The organism is Janthinobacterium sp. PC23-8 (genome assembly GCF_002250505.1).
In the GTDB taxonomy this organism is placed as follows: Bacteria; Pseudomonadota; Gammaproteobacteria; order Burkholderiales; family Burkholderiaceae_D; genus Janthinobacterium.
Map to the genome: position 1 here is coordinate 655,485 of NZ_NJGY01000001.1, position 16,539 is coordinate 672,023.

15 protein-coding genes and 1 tRNA gene are annotated in these 16,539 nt (G+C 62.6%); 5 read left to right on the top strand and 11 right to left on the bottom strand.

Going from position 1 to position 16,539, the window contains the following annotated elements; genetic code table 11:
* Positions 1–54: 54 nt before the first annotated feature.
* Entirely contained in the window at positions 55–3,879 is a 3,825-nt protein-coding gene (locus CD932_RS02960) for an ATP-binding protein (RefSeq protein WP_254926438.1), read from the bottom strand.
* Between the two features lie 204 nt (positions 3,880–4,083).
* Here CD932_RS02960 and CD932_RS02965 point away from each other — a divergent pair, with 204 nt between their 5' ends.
* Together CD932_RS02965 and CD932_RS02970 are read left to right on the top strand one after the other, a co-directional pair.
* A complete protein-coding gene (locus tag CD932_RS02965; protein WP_176460859.1) occupies positions 4,084–5,007 on the top strand; it encodes a site-specific integrase in 924 nt (307 codons plus the stop codon).
* A gap of 46 nt (positions 5,008–5,053) precedes the next feature.
* The gene (locus tag CD932_RS02970; RefSeq protein WP_094440899.1) at positions 5,054–6,388 is read left to right on the top strand and encodes an IS4 family transposase; all 1,335 of its coding nucleotides are present in this window, start codon (positions 5,054–5,056) and stop codon (positions 6,386–6,388) included.
* 272 nt (positions 6,389–6,660) lie between these two features.
* Here CD932_RS02970 and CD932_RS02975 read toward each other — a convergent pair whose 3' ends face one another.
* From CD932_RS02975 to CD932_RS03000, 5 genes are all read right to left on the bottom strand, one after another.
* Positions 6,661–6,957 (bottom strand): Txe/YoeB family addiction module toxin, encoded by a 297-nt coding sequence (locus CD932_RS02975; RefSeq protein WP_094441333.1) that lies wholly within the window; start codon positions 6,955–6,957, stop codon positions 6,661–6,663.
* Positions 6,935–7,207 carry a type II toxin-antitoxin system Phd/YefM family antitoxin gene (locus CD932_RS02980; protein ID WP_094441334.1) on the bottom strand — a complete coding sequence of 91 codons (273 nt, stop codon included), beginning with the start codon at positions 7,205–7,207 and terminating at the stop codon, positions 6,935–6,937. The genes CD932_RS02975 and CD932_RS02980 overlap by 23 nt, the downstream gene beginning before the upstream one ends.
* A gap of 328 nt (positions 7,208–7,535) precedes the next feature.
* Positions 7,536–7,808 carry a hypothetical protein gene (locus CD932_RS02985; protein WP_094441335.1) on the bottom strand — a complete coding sequence of 91 codons (273 nt, stop codon included), beginning with the start codon at positions 7,806–7,808 and terminating at the stop codon, positions 7,536–7,538.
* Positions 7,809–8,303: 495 nt separating this feature from the next.
* Complete coding sequence (locus CD932_RS02995) at positions 8,304–8,516, bottom strand: hypothetical protein (RefSeq protein ID WP_094441336.1); 213 nt, start codon at positions 8,514–8,516, stop codon at positions 8,304–8,306.
* Complete coding sequence (locus tag CD932_RS03000; protein WP_094441337.1) at positions 8,513–8,716, bottom strand: hypothetical protein; 204 nt, start codon at positions 8,714–8,716, stop codon at positions 8,513–8,515. Before CD932_RS03000 ends, CD932_RS02995 begins: the two co-directional genes overlap by 4 nt.
* 170 nt (positions 8,717–8,886) lie before the next feature.
* Between CD932_RS03000 and CD932_RS03005 the strand changes: the two genes are divergently transcribed.
* Positions 8,887–9,156, top strand: coding sequence for a BrnT family toxin (locus tag CD932_RS03005; RefSeq protein WP_094441338.1), 270 nt, complete (start codon positions 8,887–8,889; stop codon positions 9,154–9,156).
* Positions 9,140–9,490: a BrnA antitoxin family protein gene (locus CD932_RS03010; RefSeq protein ID WP_094441339.1), complete on the top strand. Its 351-nt coding sequence runs from the start codon at positions 9,140–9,142 to the stop codon at positions 9,488–9,490. Before CD932_RS03005 ends, CD932_RS03010 begins: the two co-directional genes overlap by 17 nt.
* Here the strand turns inward: CD932_RS03010 and CD932_RS03015 are convergent.
* Entirely contained in the window at positions 9,456–10,274 is an 819-nt protein-coding gene (locus CD932_RS03015) for a DnaB-like helicase C-terminal domain-containing protein (RefSeq protein WP_094441340.1), read from the bottom strand. The genes CD932_RS03010 and CD932_RS03015 overlap by 35 nt on opposite strands.
* Positions 10,275–10,774: 500 nt before the next feature.
* Here CD932_RS03015 and CD932_RS03020 point away from each other — a divergent pair, with 500 nt between their 5' ends.
* A complete protein-coding gene (locus CD932_RS03020) occupies positions 10,775–10,975 on the top strand; it encodes an AlpA family transcriptional regulator (protein ID WP_094443417.1) in 201 nt (66 codons plus the stop codon).
* A 110-nt stretch (positions 10,976–11,085) separates the two neighbouring features.
* On the opposite strand, the gene CD932_RS03025 is transcribed toward CD932_RS03020, so the two are convergent.
* From CD932_RS03025 to CD932_RS03040, 4 genes are all read right to left on the bottom strand, one after another.
* Positions 11,086–11,162, bottom strand: a tRNA-Pro gene (locus CD932_RS03025).
* A gap of 90 nt (positions 11,163–11,252) precedes the next feature.
* Positions 11,253–11,864, bottom strand: a complete 612-nt coding sequence (locus CD932_RS03030; protein ID WP_094441341.1) for a TetR/AcrR family transcriptional regulator — start codon at positions 11,862–11,864, stop codon at positions 11,253–11,255.
* A gap of 63 nt (positions 11,865–11,927) precedes the next feature.
* Positions 11,928–13,373: an AdeC/AdeK/OprM family multidrug efflux complex outer membrane factor gene (gene adeC, locus CD932_RS03035; protein ID WP_094441342.1), complete on the bottom strand. Its 1,446-nt coding sequence runs from the start codon at positions 13,371–13,373 to the stop codon at positions 11,928–11,930.
* A gap of 1 nt (position 13,374) precedes the next feature.
* Positions 13,375–16,539, bottom strand: a complete 3,165-nt coding sequence (locus tag CD932_RS03040; protein WP_094441343.1) for an efflux RND transporter permease subunit — start codon at positions 16,537–16,539, stop codon at positions 13,375–13,377.

A 16,539-nucleotide genomic window follows, 5' to 3' on the forward strand; every position in this document is an offset into this window, starting at 1 on the left:
ACGATGTATCGGCCGGCGCAGCCACAGCGCCCACAGCAGCAAGGGGAACAATGGCTATGCTTGCCTGGCCGCCACTTGCGCCAGGGTCGCTTGCAGGGCCGCGAAATCGACCGGCTTGGTCAGGTGCAGGTCAAAGCCGGCCTGCCGCGAGCGCAGCCGGTCCTGCTCGCTGCCCCAGCCGGTCAGCGCGATCAGCGTCGCATCCTGCATACCGTCCATCTTGCGCATGGCCACCGCCACCGCATAGCCGTCCATGTCGGGCAGGCCGATATCGAGCAGCACCAGCGGCACCGGCCACTGCGCCGCTTTTTCCAGCGCGCTGGCGCCGTCATGGGCCACCATCACGTCATAGCCGCTGAACTCCATCAGCGCGCTCAGGGTTTCGGCCGCGTCGACATTGTCGTCCACCAGCAGTACCTTCATGGTTGCCGCAGGTGCAGTCGATGCCGGTGGTGCGATCTCCCCTGCTGCCTCAGGCACCGCTTCATGGTCAAACAAAGGCAGGCGCACGGTAAAACGGCTGCCATGGCCGATACCGGCGCTGGCCGCCTCGACCTGGCCGCCATGCAGTTGCACCAGCCGCTGCGCCAGGCTCAGGCCCACGCCCAGGCCGCCCTGCGACATGCCTTCGGTGCCGGGCGCCTGCGCATACAGATCGAACACGGTCGTCAGCACCTCGGCGGCGATACCCACGCCATTGTCACGCACCTCGATCACCACCTGGTTCGCCACTGCATCAATGCGCGCGGCCACGGTGATGGCGCCGCCTTTCGGCGTGTATTTGGCGGCGTTGTTGACCAGGTTGCTGAGCACCTGCGCGATCCGGTGCCGGTCCACATGCAGCGCCACGCTGTCGGGCGGCAGTTCGACGCTCAGTTGATGGCCGCCCGCGCGGATCAGCGGCATACTGATTTCGATCGCCTGGCTGACCACCGCAGCGAGCGTCACCGCGTCACGCTTGAGGGTCAGCTTGCCGCTGGTCAGGCGCGCCATGTCCAGCAGGTCGTCGACCAGGTGCACCATATGGTTGACCTGGCGCTCCATCATGGCGCCAATATCGTGGCGCGAGGCGGCCGGCGCGCCGGCGCGCATCAGTTCCAGGCCCGTGCGGATCGGCGCGAGCGGATTGCGCAGCTCGTGCGCCAGGGTGACCAGGAATTCACTCTGCATGCGGTTCTTCTCGCCCAGCTCGCCCGCCAGCGCCTCGGCGCGTTCCTGCAGCAGCTTGAGTTCATGCACATCGATCACCGTGCCCACGTAGCCGGCCGGCTGGCCGTCGTCGTCGACCCTCGGCATGCCGATATCGATCGCCCAGCGGTACTGGCCATCGCGGCGGCGCAGCCGGTAGTCGAACGAAAACGGGGCGTGGCTGGCATTGGCGGCCAGGAATTGCTCGCGCGTGCGCGACAGGTCGTCGGCATGCAGGTTTTCCAGCCAGCCAAAGCCCAGATCCTGATCCTGCCGGCGCCCGGTAAAGTCGGACCAGCGCTGGCTCAGGTAGGTGCAACTGCCGTAAACGTCGGTGGTCCACAGCATCACGGGCGACGCATCGATCAGGGTGCGGAAATACGCTTCCTGCTTGAACGCCTCCTGGCTTTGCTGGCGGCGCTCGCGCGCCAGGTCGACCTGGCGCTGCACCCTTGCCTGCAGTTCGCTGGCCGCAAACGGCTTGACCAGATAGTCGTTGGCGCCCGCGCGCAAGCCTTCGACCTTGGCTTCTTCGCCGGCGCGCGCCGACAGCAGCATCACCGGCAGGTGGCGCAGCGACTCGGTGGCGCGCAGCCTGGCAATCAGGCCGAAGCCATCGAGTCTGGGCATCATCACGTCGCTCACCAGCAGGTCCGGCGGGTCGGCCAGCAGCAGCTCGAACGCCGCCTCGCCATCGGCGCAGGCCGTCACATCGGCATACGCGCCCAGCAGCGACTTGATATAGGCGCGCATGTCGTTGTTGTCGTCGGCGACGACGATGCGCGGACGCGCGCGCGCAGTCTCGACTGCTTGCGGCGCGGCGACTGCAGAGGCAGATTCAGATGCGGGATCGGCGGCGTCGGGCAGCCAGCGCAAGGCTTCCTCGACAAACGAGGCGCCCTGCTGCGACTGCGCCGCATCGAAATGGCGCGCCAGGCGCTCGGCCGGCAGGTGCTCGTTGCCGAACGGCAGGTCGACATCGAAGCGCGTGCCCTCGCCTTCCACGCTGTGCACGGCGATCATGCCGCCATGCAGGCGCACCAGTTCCTGGATCAGCGCCAGACCGATGCCGGTGCCCTCATAGGTGCGCCCGGCTGCGCCCTCGATGCGGTGGAAGCGCTCGAACATGCGCGGCAATTCGTGCGCCGGGATGCCGCTGCCGGTGTCGCGCACCGACAGGCGCGCCATGCCCTGGTGGCGGCGCAAGGTGAGCGCCACTTCGCCGTGCAAGGTGAACTTGAAGGCGTTCGACAGCAGGTTGAAGACGATCTTTTCCCACATGTCGCGGTCGACATGCACCGGTTCGCCCAGGTCCTGCAAGTCCACCGTATAGGCCAGGCCACCCTTTTCCATGGCCGACTCGAACACGCCGGCCAGCTCCAGGGTGACCTGGCGCAAGTCGGACGCCACATAGGTCGCCATCACCCGGCCGGCCTCGATGCGCGAAAAGTCGAGCAGGGAATTGACCAGTTTCAGAAGCCGCAACGAATTGCGGTGCGTCACTTCGATGCGCTGGCGCTGCACCGGGTCGAGCAGGTGGCGCGTGTCGGCCAGCGACTCGGCCAGCGGACCGAGGATCAGGGTCAGCGGCGTGCGAAATTCGTGCGACACATTGGAAAAAAAGGCCGTCTTGGAACGGTCGATCTCGGCCAGTTCCTCGGCGCGGCGCTGTTCGCGTTCATACGCCAGCACATTGCCTACCGCCGTGTTGACGGCGCCGCCGAGCAGCGCATAAAAATTGCAGTAATCAGCGTCGAGCGCGCGGCGGGCGCTGGCGCCGGCGACCAGGAAACCGAACAGCGCCACCTGTCCCGGCAAGGCCAGCGGCAGCACCATGGCGCTGCGCGGCAACTCGTCGTAGGGGCCGCAAGCGTCCAGACCCAAGCGCGCTTCAAGAGCGTCGACCTGCTGCATCACGCCCGCCTGCGCGGTGGCGGCAAACGGCCAGAGGACGTCGTCGAACGCAGCCGTGGACGGCGCCAGCGCACCGCCTGCCGCGATGCCGGCGCTACCGCGCAGCACCATCTGACCACTGTCCGCGTCGATCTGGTAGAACAGCAAGAATGGCACGTCCAGCGCCAGGCTGTCGTACTGGCTGGCCATCTGCGCGCCGACCTGCGCTATCGTGCGCGCCGTGCCGATGGCCGCGCTCAGGTCGCGCAAGCCCTGCGTGCGCCGCGCATTGAGCACCTGCCCGGTCGACTCCGTAATCGGATGAAACACGCCACCGACCTTGCCCGACTCGTCGCGGATCGACGAAAACGAGAACGTCATGAAGGCTTCTTCCAGGTAGCCATCGCGGTCGAGGAACATGCGCTGGTCGCGGATATACGCGCCCTCGCCTTCGTGCGCGCGGTCGAACGCGCCGCCCACCACCGGCAAGGCGGTGGCCCAGCACACCTTGAACGGCTCGCCCATCGATTGCGGATGCTTGGCGCCGCAGATCGGGCGATACGCATCGTTATAAATCTGCACATCCTCGGCCCCCCACGCCACCAGGATCGGAAAAGTCGACGACAGGCACAGGCTGACGGACGTGCGCAGGCTTTGCGGCCAGCCTTCCAGCGGCCCCAGCGAGGTGGCTGACCAGTCCATGGTACGGATCAATGCGCCCATTTCGCCACCGCCGGACAGCCAGTCGAGGTCGTGGTTGAGCGCGGGAATAGAAGGCGGGGCAAGGGGCTGAGTCACGAAGGTTGTACCGGGCAGAGAGGATGATGGTGATCGGATGACGTGGGTAACATATTATATGCCGGGACGAGGGATGGCTTGGACGCGGATCGGGGAGGTGGCTCCCAGGGGGGCGCAACTCACCTGAAAGCTATCGCTATCTGAACATGAAGCGGACCATCTGCCCGGACAATCGGGGCTTAAGGTTCAGCCATGGTGACGCAAATGTTTGCCTGGGCCCGCAAGCGGCAGCCGTGGCGCAAGCTGATGGTCGACGGCGATCCGATGGAGCTGATCGAGATCGAGAAGATCGTCAGCCCCGAATACGACCTCGACAATAGGCGGGACCGCATCCTGTCGGCCGACGAGATCCGCGAGCTGCACGCCACTATCACCAGCATGCACACGGAGTACGAGGCGGCGCCGAACAAGCGCATCGGACGGCAGCCGCTGGAGGCCACCACCGAGCGCGCGATCTGGATCATGCTGTCGACGCTTTGCCGCGTCGGCGAGACAGCCATGGCGCGCTGGGAGCATGTCGACCTGGCGGCCGCCACCTGGTTCATCCCGAAGGAAAACGTCAAGGACAACATCGCCGACCTGACCGTGTACCTGTCGGCGTTCGCGCTGGACCAGTTCCAGCAGCTGCACACGCACACCGGCCACAGCGCCTGGTGCTTCCCGGCCAGGAACAACGCCGGCAACATCAAGGGGAAGTCGATCAGCAAGCAGGTCGGCGACCGCCAGTCGATGTTCAAGAAGAACAGGGACGGCACGCCGCGCGCGCCGCTGAAGAATCGGCGCAGCGACGACACCCTGGTGCTCGCCGGCGGCAAGAATGGCGCCTGGACGCCGCACGACCTGCGCCGCACGGGCGCGACGATGATGCAGGCACTGGGGATTTCGCTGGAACTGATCGACCGCTGCCAGAACCACGTGCTGCCGGGCAGCAAGGTGCGCCGGCATTACATGCTGCATGACTATGCGGACGAGAAGCGGGCGGCTTGGGCGGCGCTGGGTGAGCGCTTGGTCGCAGTCTTAGGGCATAGGTTTATACACATCTCCGCGTCAGCCCGCCAAGTTTGCTTGGCGATAACAGTGGGGCGGAAAAATCCGTTTACATTCAAGCACTTGCGGGAGCAGTTGTAAACTATTGATTTTTCAGGTTTACTCTCGTCTTTTGGCTCGCGAAATAATGACTAAATCGACGCACTGGACGGGCCTGGAATTTGCTGAACTTGACCTTGGGGACTCCCGCCTTGACAGTCGCGCCAGGAAGATCGTGGCGCGATTTGCCGACAAGCCCTCGTCCAGCATTCCTAAGTCGTGCAATGGCTGGGCCGAGACGATCGCCACATACCGATTTCTCGAGAACGACGCCGTCGAGTGGCGCGACATCATGGCACCGCACTGGGCCAAGACGCAGCAGCGCATGGGCGAACACCCCGTCATTCTGTGCTTGCAGGACACGACCGAACTCAATTTCAACGGGCAGCAGATCGAAGGTCTCGGGCCGCTCAGCTATGAAGTCCAGCGCGGCATGTATGTCCATCCAACGTACGCCGTCACGCCGGAACGGTTGCCGCTAGGCGTGCTCGACGCCTGGATGTGGGCGCGCGAGAAGATCAACGCTGCCGGCGTTCGACCGGGAATCAAGGAAAGTGGCCGCTGGATCGAAGGCTACGGGCGGATCGCCGAGATGGCCGCCGAGATGCCGGCGACGCGACTGGTGTACGTGGCCGACCGCGAGGCCGATATGATCGAGCTGATGACCTACGCACAGGACTGCGGCACGCCGGCCGACTGGCTGGTGCGCGCGAAGACCGACCGGGCACTGCCAGAGGGCGAGCGATTGTGGGCGCACACGCTCGATGGTGCGCCGGTGGGGGAAATCAGTTTCGTCATCGGCGCGCGCGACAAACAGAAGGGCCGCAAGGTGCGCCAGCAACTCTGGGCCAGGCGTGTGGAACTGCCGGCGCGGCGCGGCGTCAAGATCGCTGCGACCTGCGTCATCGCGCGCGAAATCGATGCGCCCGCCGGCATCGAGCCGATCGAATGGCGCTTGCTCACCAATCGAACCGCCACCACCGTCGATGAGGTGATCGAGTTGATCGACTGGTACCGCGCGCGTTGGGAAATTGAGATGTTCTTCCATGTGTTGAAGAACGCCTGCAAGGTCGAGGCGATGCAGCTCTCCCACATCGACAATCTTGAACGCGCGCTGGCGCTGTTCATGATCGTGGCGTGGCGCGTCTCCTATCTGATGCGCATCGGGCGCATCTGCCCGGATCTCGACGCCAGCCTGTTCTTCGACCCAGATGAAATCCGTGGCGCTTACCTGCTCACGAAGGAGCGACGGCCGGATCAGCCTCCGACACTTAACGATGTGGTGCGCTTGATCGCGCGCATCGGCGGCTTCCTTGGACGAAAAGGCGACGGCGATCCGGGCGTCAAGACAATCTGGCAGGGCATTCAGGATGTGCGCGTGGCTGCACTCACCATCAAAGCGCTACGCGACGAAGCTGGGTGATTTGTGTATAAACCTATGGTCTTAGGGATGCCAGCTCGGTTTTATGAATATCCTCGCTAGCCACGCAGTATGAGTGCCAAGTAATCCAGGCTATGCCACAGGCGAAAGGGCGAGCGGCAGGTGGCGAACGTCAAAATGCAGGGCAGTCACTTCCTTGTGGTTTACTCACAAGAATATATATATTAACGCTAGCGCTCCTCTAATGACACTAGCGCATACTCCGTAATTGGCAAAAAAAGGGCGCTGCTTGCGCGGCGCCCAAAATGCTTTAGTTAGTAATGATAACGGCAGCCGACGACGTAAATCACGCCGGATTCCACCAAATATACTAAGCGGTGCTCCCTGTCTATGCGGCGCGACCAAAGTCCGGTCAAATTCCCCTTGAGTGGTTCCGGCTTACCTATGCCCTTAAAAGGATCGACTACGCAAGCGTCAATCAGATCGTTAATCTTCAGGCGCTGTTTTGTGTCTTCCTTCTGCCAGTGCTGATAGTCCTCCCAGCCGACGTCAGTAAATACGACGGAGGACTGTTTAGCCTGCTCTTTATTACTCGATTTTTGATTCTTCATTCCGGTCTAGCTCCCTGATTCGGGCCTTGCCGGCTTTAAGCTGTTCAAATGATGTCAGCAAACGACTGGCGTTATTCGGCGAACTGAGTAGATATAATGTTTCCTCAATACTATTGAAATCCGCCAGCGACAACATAACAACTGCCTCCCCGCTTTGTCGGGTGATGACCGTTGGGCTGTGATCGGTGCAAACATCATCCATCACAGCTTTCAGTCCGGCACGTGCCTCGCTAAAAGTTAAGATATTCATTTACTAGCCTTTCCAGTCTCCGTGACGCATGCGCCAAAGAGTTTATACTTCATGTGTGTAGTTTCTTATAGCGTTTAGATTATTGACAGTATTTAGATTATTGAGAGGTAGATTTCAATATAACCATGGGAACGATGGCAAATCCCACCCACAAATTCATTGTACGTATTTTTGTACAACGTGTCAACATGGTACAAACTTCTGTACATGACTGTACGTACTTTGATTGAGCGTGTGGTCGTTGATAGCAATCGTAGCTATTGGGCTCTCTTGTCCCTGGCCACTCCGCCGCCTTCTCTCGCACACAAACGCTTGAGGGGCCAAGCCTCTACCTACACCCTTCAACCAGCGCCGCCAGCGCGCCCTCATATTTCCGCCCGCGCAGCCAGTCCCGCGCCAGCGCCAGGATGACCTCACCATCAATAGCGGTCGCCGGCAGTTTGTCGAACTCGTAGTCCGGGTGCTGCGGCACCGCCTTTACACATGGTGTAAAGACTGGAATTTCGACGCGCTGCGCCGCCGGTGGCGCGCTGGCGCAGCCGGTCAGCAGCACGGTCAGAATAATTTTTGGAATAATATGTCGCGCCATTTGGGGCTTCATCGCACATCCTCCAGCATGCGCCGCACGGCCGGCATCGCCTCGTCGCAGGTCGTGGCGCGCATGCCGGCCAACTGCGCCTGCGCTGCACTGTACTTCCGGCCAGCAGCAGCAGCGGCCTGCGCTGCCTCGCCGCGCTGCTGGGCCGCCAACGTCGCCTGGCCATGCCGTCGAAGGCCAGGCTCTGCTCGGCGATCGATGCGCGCAGCTCGCCGCTGTCCTGCGCGGCCTTGAGCTTGTGCGGGATGATGTGATCGACCACGCTGGCCGGTACCGCTGGGCACCCTTCCTTGGCGCATTGCGCGCACAGGGGGTGGGCGCGCAGGTAAGCGGCCCTGGCCTTGGCCCAGGCACCTGTGTAGCCGCGCTCGTGAGCAGTGCCGCGCTTCTCGTCGCTCGCTGCCTGGTTGTCCTTCTTGTGCTTGTCGCAGTGGCCTGGCTTGTCCACCAATGCGCCACAGCCTGCTTGTCGGCATACCGACCTGGGACGGCGTGGCATCAGTTGTGCGCGCGGAAGATATGTGTCTCGCCGTTGAGCAGTTGCATTTCGATTTCACCGCAGTACAGCACGGGTCGCAGCAGAGCCCTTGGCACTCGCATGCCAACGTCCATCAGCCGGCGATGCTCCTTGTCCGTGATTTCCCAGGTGGCAGCGCGGCGCTGGCTCTGGCCATCGACAATCACGTCCATCATCAGCGATACTTCGATCATGAGCAACTCCCAATCGGCGGTGCTGGCAGCGCCAAGCGCGCGGTGGCGCTGGCAACACACGCTGGGCAATGGATCAGCGCCTGCAGCAGCCGGCGCGCCTCTTCAGCCTGGGCCAATTGCGCGGCCAGCTGGTCGATGCGGCGCATGTCACCAGCTTGGCTGGCGCGGATGATCTCGTCACGCCAGTGCAGTGCTTGCATATGAGACCTCAAATAAAAGGCCGCCAGTGCAGTGATGCAGTCGGCGGCGAAACCCGGCGTGCCGGGCTGGAGACTCTGGTTGCGGCGGCAGAATCGAATCAGCCCACCTTACATTTATTTGTATGCACAAATAAATTGACACCATATCTATTTGTGCATACAATAAACATATTAACTACACACACGACCCCAAAAAACTCGCACAGAACGTAGCCAAGCATGGCGTGTGGTTCGATATCGCAGAAGGCTTTGACTGGGAAAATGCAGTCGTCCGCGTCGATGACCGTAACGACTATCCAGAAACCCGTTTTGTCGCGCTCGCCCCGATCGGGAGCCGCCTCTATGCGATGGTCTTCTGTCTCCGTGAAACAACCGTGCGCATCATCAGCCTTCGCAAGGCTAACCGTAGAGAGGTCAAAGAATATGAAAACCAAGCCTAAACTGATCCTGCCCACCGAGGCAGAGGATGCCCAAATCAACGCCGGCATCGCCGCCGATCCAGGCAACCCGGAATGGTCCGCTACCGATTTTCAACGAGCGCGGCCAGCGAAAGAGTTCTTCGGTGCCGCGACCTTTGAAGGCATGGTCTCATTGAAGCGCAAGCCGGGTGAGCGCGGGCCGCAAAAGTCTGCCGTGAAAGAGCGGATCACAATCCGTCTGTCGCCTGATATCGTCAGCCGCTTCCGCGCCTCGGGTCCAGGTTGGCAGGCAAGGATTGACGAGGCCCTGGCAGACTGGCTCAGCGCGCACTCGCCGGATGAACTGAGCGCGTGACCAACAAAAAAGCCCGCGACCGTGAGGTGGCAGGCTTCAATATTTCCGGGCGTAACAGGACATCAATGGTCTCGGCTTCAGGTCTGCCGCTGCCCTCGCCTGGCTTTCGCAGCCACTTGAGCGGGATCTTCCCCAGCGCCGAGACGTTCCTGTCGCTGACCTGCGTCCTCGCCATTTCAATCGACAGGAACAGCGCTGCGCCGTCCTGCGAGACGTTGCGCGCGATGCCCAGGCCCAGGGCCGTCTTGCCCATGGCTGGGCGCGCGGCCACAATCGTCAAGGTGCCGCGCTCAAGGCCGCCGTCGAGCTGCTCGTCGAGGTGGACGTGGCCAATGCTGATCGGCTTGATCTTCCCCTCCAGGCGATCCGTCAGCACCTGCATGTAGTCGCCCATCATGTCGCATATCCATTCCGGATCGGACGAGGTCTTTTTCTGCGCCAGCGCGTCAAGCCTCCCGGCCATGGTGTCGATGCACATAGCCGCCGGCTGCGCCGACGATGCCATGGATCGCCACCAGCTCGCGCTTGTCGGCCATACCCATTTCGTGGTTTCGCAACGGTTACTGAAACCGTTCAGGAACAGTTCCGCGCACCCTTTCTGAACCCGTTCAGCATCCCATTGCAAGTCCTCGCAGGCATAGCCATCTGGCAAGCGAAAGACGCCAGCGATAGTTCCGTGCGGGCAGCTGAGCAAGTAGAAGGCAAGCGCCCGCCCGTCCTCTGACATGCCCCGAATTGTCGAACTGGTCCAAAAAGACGTATGGAGCTTTCCGTAGTCGCGCATGCCCTATACCTCCGCCCGCGCACTGTCTGGTGGCGCCGTTGGACTGTCCGCCGCGTCGAAGCGCTGCGCATGTGCCAGCACATCCGCCAAGTCGAAGCAGGCGCCGTCACCTACCCGGCGCATCTGCTCCAGGCATGGGCATACCTGCAATTGCGTGGAGGATTGCGCGCCAAAGACGGAAGTCCAGCCGTCACCGACGAAATGACGCCGAAGACCCCGCCCGGCGGTTGATGGCGCGGCAGCGGGCCGCCCGGCAACCCTGGCACCCAGCGCTTCACCGCGGCGCCGGCCAGCGCCGAGTGCAAAGGCTGCCTGTTCGAGCGCAATAACGCGGCGACGTGCCGCCAAGCCGGCGAGATTGCGGCGACCCTGGGCCTGCCGGATTGCGAGGCGCACGCACCAGGTGGCCAGGCCTATATCTACGTGCTGTACAAGGGCGACCCGCGCCAGGTCGACCTGATCATAGTATTGAAATCAACTGAAAGCGAAAAATGAGCGATATGAGCGAAGTGACAAAATTCATGCGCATGCCGGCCGTGATCGAGGCCACCGGCAAGGCACGTCAGACCATCTACGACAACATGAAAGCGGGCACGTTTCCGAAGGCCGTAAGGATCGGCCCAAGGTCGATTGCGTGGGATGCCGACGAGATCGCAGCGTGGCAAAAAAAGGTGCGCGATGAGCGCGCCAAGGACGAATAAGTACGGGAATGTACGGCCACAGCCAACATTATTTAAGGCACCGCTAAGGCACGAAGCACCCGGATATGAAAAAGGCCAATCCGAAGATTGGCCTAAGTCCTTGATTCTATTGGTCGGGACGAGAGGATTCGAACCTCTGACCCCGTGCACCCCATGCACGTACGCTACCAGGCTGCGCTACGCCCCGACGAGGTAAAGATTATAGCAGACGCTTTTGGGTTTTTGCCATGCTTTCCATGCGAATCATTGCCGGGATCAAAAACCCGCCGTTGCCGCTTTATTCACCCAGCATCAGCGCGCGCATCGCCGTGCGCAAGCCCTCCACGAGGCCTGCGTTGAGCACGCCGGGGTTGTGGACATGGCGTACCGCCAGGCCCTGGTACATGGCGATCATGGCGTTGATGCGCCCTTCCACCAGCGATTCGCCGGCGGGCAGACCGCGCTTTTCGCGGGCGGCCGTGACGATGGCGAACAGCTGGCCGCGCGAGCGCTTGTCGGCTGCCTGCATGGTGGCAGCGATCTTCGGGTTGCGCGACGCTTCCGAGTGAATCTCGAGCGGCACGGCCCAGATTGACGGGTCGAGGCATTCCTGCACGCGCTCTTCCACATCGTCGATCATCGCCTGCAGCGGATCGTCGCTCTGCGCCAGGTCGTGCATGATGTTCGACACGCGCTCCATGTTCTGTTCGACGAACGCCATAATGATGGCGTCCTTGCTGTCGAAGTAGTTATAGATATGGCCGGCGCTCATGCCGGCGGTCTTCGAAATTTCCGCCATGCTGGCGCCGTGAAAGCCATGCCGGCTGAAACAGCAGGCGGCCGCATCCAGCACCTGTTTGCGGCGGCTGTTGGCGCGCTCCAGGCTCGGATGTTTTTTATCTTGATTCATGATTTTTCCCGTTGCGCGCCGACCCTGCCCTTGCGGGCAGGACCGGCGTCGGCGTGCCCTGGTTTACTGGCCGCCGCCAGCCGCTGCGACGGCTGTCTGCTCGGGCTGCCAACCGCCGCCGAGCACCTTGTACAAGGTCACCAGGTTGGTCGATTTGGCCAGGCGCGCCGTGATCAGGCTTTGCTGCGCGGTGTACAGCGCGCGCTGGGCGATCAGGGCGTTCAGGTAGGTTTCAGCGCCCTGCTTGTAGCGCGCATCCTGGATGGTGTAGCTCTTCGTCGACGCTTCGACCAGCGCTTGCTGCGACTGCAGGCGCTCGTCGATGGTGCCGCGCTGGGCCAGCGCATCGGATACTTCACGGAAGGCGACCTGGATCGCCTTTTCGTATTGCGCCACCGAGATTTCACGCTGCACCTTGGCGATATCGAGGTTGGCGCGGTTCACGCCGCCATCGAAAATCGGCAGGCTGATCTGCGGAATGAAACTCCAGCTGCCGCTGCCGGCCTTGAACAGGCCGGACAGATTGCTGCTGGCCGAACCTGCCGTGGCGGTGAGTGAAATGCGCGGGAAGAAGGCCGCGCGCGCCGCGCCGATATTGGCGTTGGCGGAACGCAAAGTGCGCTCGGCCACCAGCACGTCGGGACGGCGTTGCAGCACCTCCGACGGCACGCCGGCCGGCACGTCAGCCAGCGACGTGACGGCGCCGAATTCGGCTTGCGGCAGCAGTTCGGCCGGCACGCTGCTACCGACCAGCAAGGTCAGTGCGTTCTGGTCGAGCGCGACCTGGCTGGTGTAGACGGCCACGTCGGAACGGGCCAGCTCCACGCTGGTCTGGGCGTTGTACTTGTCCAGGCCCGAGGTGGCGCCGGCGCTGAAGCGGCGCTCGGCCAGGTTGTAGCTGGCCTGCTGGCTGCGCAGGGTGTCCTGCGCCACGCGCAGGCGCTGCTGGTCCGCCACCAGGTTCAGGTAGCTGCCGGCCACTTCGGACACCAGCGTGATCTGCTGGGCGCGGCGGGCTTCTTCGGTGCCCAGGTATTGTTCCAGCGCGCTGTCGGACAGGCTGCGCACGCGGCCGAAAAAGTCCAGTTCGTAGGCCGACACGCCCAGGTTGGCCGTGTACTGGCGCGTGATCGACGCGTTGCCGTTGGCGCTCTGGTTTTTCGGCACGCGCGTTGCCGTCTGGCCGCCGGCGGCCGACAGGGTCGGCATCAGGGCGGCGCGTTCGATGCCGTAGGTGGCGCGGGCTTTTTCGATATTCAGGATCGACACGCGCAGGTCACGGTTGTTGGCCAGCGCCAGCTCGATCACCTGGCGCAGGCGCGCGTCGGCAAAGAAGTCGCGCCAGGCGATGTCGGACACCGCCGTCGCGCCAGCAGGCGCATCGGCCGTGTACGACGGGCCGGAGGGCCAGGCGCTTGGGGACGGCGCGGCCGGGCGCTCGTAGGTGGGAGCCAGGCTGCAGCCGGCCAGCAAGGCCAGCGCCGCCATGGAAAGTAGCGATTTTTTCATATTAATGTGCATCCTTGGAAAGCGTGACGGCTGGCGCACCAGGCGAAGCGGGCGTCGTCTGCTGGTCGGACTTCGAGAAGAAGCCACGCACCAGCACGAAGAACACCGGCACGAAGAAGATACCGAGGAAGGTGGCCGACAGCATCCCGCCCAGCACGCCGATGCCGATGGCGTTCTGGCTGCCCGAACCGGCGCCGCTGGAAATGGCCAGCGGCAGCACGCCCAGGCCGAAAGCGATCGAGGTCATCAGGATAGGACGCAGACGCAGGCGTACCGCATGCAAGGTCGCGTCCAGCAGCGACATGCCCGATTCCTGCATTTCCTTGGCAAACTCGACGATCAGAATCGCGTTCTTCGCCGACAAGCCCACCACCGTCAGCAAGCCCACCTGGAAGTACACGTCGTTCGACAGGCCGAACAGCCAGGTGCCGAGCACGGTACCGATCACGCCCAGCGGCACGACCAGCAGCACCGAGAACGGAATCGACCAGCTTTCATACAGCGCGGCCAGGCACAGGAACACGATCAGCAGCGAAATGGCGTACAGCTGCGGCGTTTGCGAACCGGACTGGCGCTCTTCGAGCGAGGTGCCGGTCCAGCTCAAGCCGATACCAGGCGGCAGTTTGGCGACCATTTCTTCCATCGCATTCATTGCCGCACCGGTACTCTGGCCAGGCGCCGGCGTGCCGAGGATTTCCATCGATGGCAGGCCGTTGTAGCGTTCCAGGCGTGGCGAAGCGTAGATCCACTTGCCGGTGGCAAAAGCCGAGAACGGCACCATTTCGCCGGCGCTATTGCGCACATACCATTTGCTCAGGTCTTCCGGCACCATCCGCGAACTCGCTTCGCCCTGCATATAGACCTTCTTGACGCGGCCGCGGTCGATGAAGTCATTGACGTAGGCACTACCCCAGCCGACGGAAAGCACGCGGTTGATCTCGTCGATCTTCAGGCCCAGCGAGGTCGCTTTCTGCTGGTCGATGTCGATCTTGTACTGCGGCGTATCTTCCTGGCCGTTCGGACGCACGCCGACCATGACCGGGTTTTGCGAGGCCATGCCCAGCAACTGGTTACGCGCCGCCATCAGGGCGTCATGCCCCAGACCGGCCGTGTCTTGCAGTTGCATGTCGAAACCGGTGGCGTTACCCAGTTCCAGCACGGCCGGGGGCGCAAACGTGAACACCATCGCGTCTTTCAGCTGCAGCAGCGCGCCCATGGCGCGACCGGCAACGGCGGACGCCTTGGCGTCGCCGGCCTTGCGTTCGGACCAGTCTTTCAGGCGCACGAAGGCGATGCCGGTGTTCTGGCCATTGCCGCCGAAGCTGAAGCCGGCCACCGCAAACACCGAAGCGACGTTGGCTTTTTCATTGGTCAGGAAGTGCTGCTCGACCTGCTTGATGACGCCCAGCGTGCGCTCTTGCGTGGCGCCCGTCGGCAACTGGATCTGGGTAAACAGGATGCCCTGGTCTTCTTCCGGCAGGAACGACGTTGGCAGGCGCATGAACACCAGCACCAGCGCCACCAGCAGCACCACGTACATCAGCATCGAACGCAGGCGGTGGGTGACCATGCTGCCCACGAAACCCTGGTATTTTTCGCTGCTGCGCTCAAAACTGCGGTTGAACCAGCCGAAGAAACCCTTGTTGGTGGCGTGATGGCCCTTCTCGACCGGCTTCAGGATGGTGGCGCACAGCGCTGGCGTAAACACCATCGCCACGATCACCGACAGCACCATCGACGAGACGATCGTAATGGAAAACTGGCGGTAAATCACGCCGGTCGAACCGGCAAAGAAAGCCATCGGCACGAACACGGCCGACAGCACCATGGCGATACCGACCAGCGCGCCGGTAATCTGCGTCATCGACTTGCGCGTCGCTTCCAGCGGCGACAAGCCCTCTTCGCTCATCACCCGCTCGACGTTCTCCACCACCACGATGGCGTCATCGACCAGCAAGCCGATCGCCAGCACCATGGCGAACATGGTCAGGGTATTGATCGAATAACCGAAGGCGTTGAGGATGCCGAAGGTACCGAGCAGCACCACCGGCACGGCCATGGTCGGGATCAGGGTGGCGCGGAAGTTCTGCAGGAACAGATACATCACCAGGAACACCAGCACGATCGCTTCGACCAGGGTTTTCACCACTTCTTCGATCGACAGCTTGACGAATGGCGTGGTGTCGAACGCGACCACGGCTTTCATGCCGGCCGGGAACTGCTTGCCCAAAGTATCCACCATCGCCTTGACGGCGGTGGCGGTATCGAGCGCGTTGGCGCCGGTAGCGAGCTTGATGGCGATACCGGTAGCGGCGTTGCCGTTGTAGCGGGCCACCGTGTTGTAGTTCTCGCGGCCCAGCTCCATGCGCGCCACGTCTTTCAACAGCACTTGCGCGCCGCTGGTGGTGGTTTTCAGCAGGATGGCGCCGAACTGCTCGACGGTCTGCAGGCGGCTTTGCGCCGAGACGGTGGCGTTGAGCTGCTGGCCAGCGACGGCTGGCGCGCCGCCCAGTTCACCGGCCGACACTTCGGCGTTCTGCGCCTGGATCGAGGTAATGACATCGGCGGGGGTCAGCTGGAAGCTTTGCAGCTTGGCCGGATCGAGCCAGATGCGCATCGCATATTGCGAACCGAACAGGGTCACGTCGCCGACGCCGGGCACGCGGCTCAGCGGATCGACCACGGTGGCGGCCACATAGTCGCTCAAGTCGGTCTGGTTCATGCTGCCGTCTTCGGAGATGAAGCCGAACACGATCATGAAGTTCTTGGTGGCCTTGGCCACCACCAGGCCCTGCTGGGTCACAGCTGCCGGCAGCAGCGGCGTGGCCAGCTGCAGCTTGTTCTGTACCTGCACCTGGGCGATGTCGGGATTGGTGCCGTTGGTGAACGTCAGGGTGATGCTGATGCCGCCGGTCGAATCGCTCGACGAGGACATGTAGCGCAAGCCATCGATACCCTTCATCTTCTGTTCGATGACCTGGGTCACGGCGTCTTCCACCGTCTTGGCCGAAGCGCCCGGGTAGGAACCGCTGATCGAAATCGACGGCGGTGCGATGCTCGGGTACTGCGCAATAGGCAAACTGAGGATCGAGATCACGCCGGCAAGCATGATGACGATCGCGACCACCCAGGCAAAAATCGGGCGGTCAATGAAAAAACGGGCCAT

Coding starts and splice junctions, on each gene's coding strand:
- CD932_RS02965 (WP_176460859.1), top strand. CDS start 4,084: ATGTTTGCCTGGGCCCGCAAGCGGCAGCCGTGGCGCAAGCTGATGGTC.
- CD932_RS02970 (WP_094440899.1), top strand. CDS start 5,054: ATGACTAAATCGACGCACTGGACGGGCCTGGAATTTGCTGAACTTGAC.
- CD932_RS02975 (WP_094441333.1), bottom strand. CDS start 6,957: ATGAAGAATCAAAAATCGAGTAATAAAGAGCAGGCTAAACAGTCCTCC.
- CD932_RS02980 (WP_094441334.1), bottom strand. CDS start 7,207: ATGAATATCTTAACTTTTAGCGAGGCACGTGCCGGACTGAAAGCTGTG.
- CD932_RS02985 (WP_094441335.1), bottom strand. CDS start 7,808: ATGAAGCCCCAAATGGCGCGACATATTATTCCAAAAATTATTCTGACC.
- CD932_RS02995 (WP_094441336.1), bottom strand. CDS start 8,516: ATGATCGAAGTATCGCTGATGATGGACGTGATTGTCGATGGCCAGAGC.
- CD932_RS03000 (WP_094441337.1), bottom strand. CDS start 8,716: ATGCAAGCACTGCACTGGCGTGACGAGATCATCCGCGCCAGCCAAGCT.
- CD932_RS03010 (WP_094441339.1), top strand. CDS start 9,140: ATGAAAACCAAGCCTAAACTGATCCTGCCCACCGAGGCAGAGGATGCC.
- CD932_RS03015 (WP_094441340.1), bottom strand. CDS start 10,274: ATGCGCGACTACGGAAAGCTCCATACGTCTTTTTGGACCAGTTCGACA.
- CD932_RS03020 (WP_094443417.1), top strand. CDS start 10,775: ATGAGCGAAGTGACAAAATTCATGCGCATGCCGGCCGTGATCGAGGCC.
- CD932_RS03030 (WP_094441341.1), bottom strand. CDS start 11,864: ATGAATCAAGATAAAAAACATCCGAGCCTGGAGCGCGCCAACAGCCGC.
- adeC (WP_094441342.1), bottom strand. CDS start 13,373: ATGAAAAAATCGCTACTTTCCATGGCGGCGCTGGCCTTGCTGGCCGGC.
- CD932_RS03040 (WP_094441343.1), bottom strand. CDS start 16,539: ATGGCCCGTTTTTTCATTGACCGCCCGATTTTTGCCTGGGTGGTCGCG.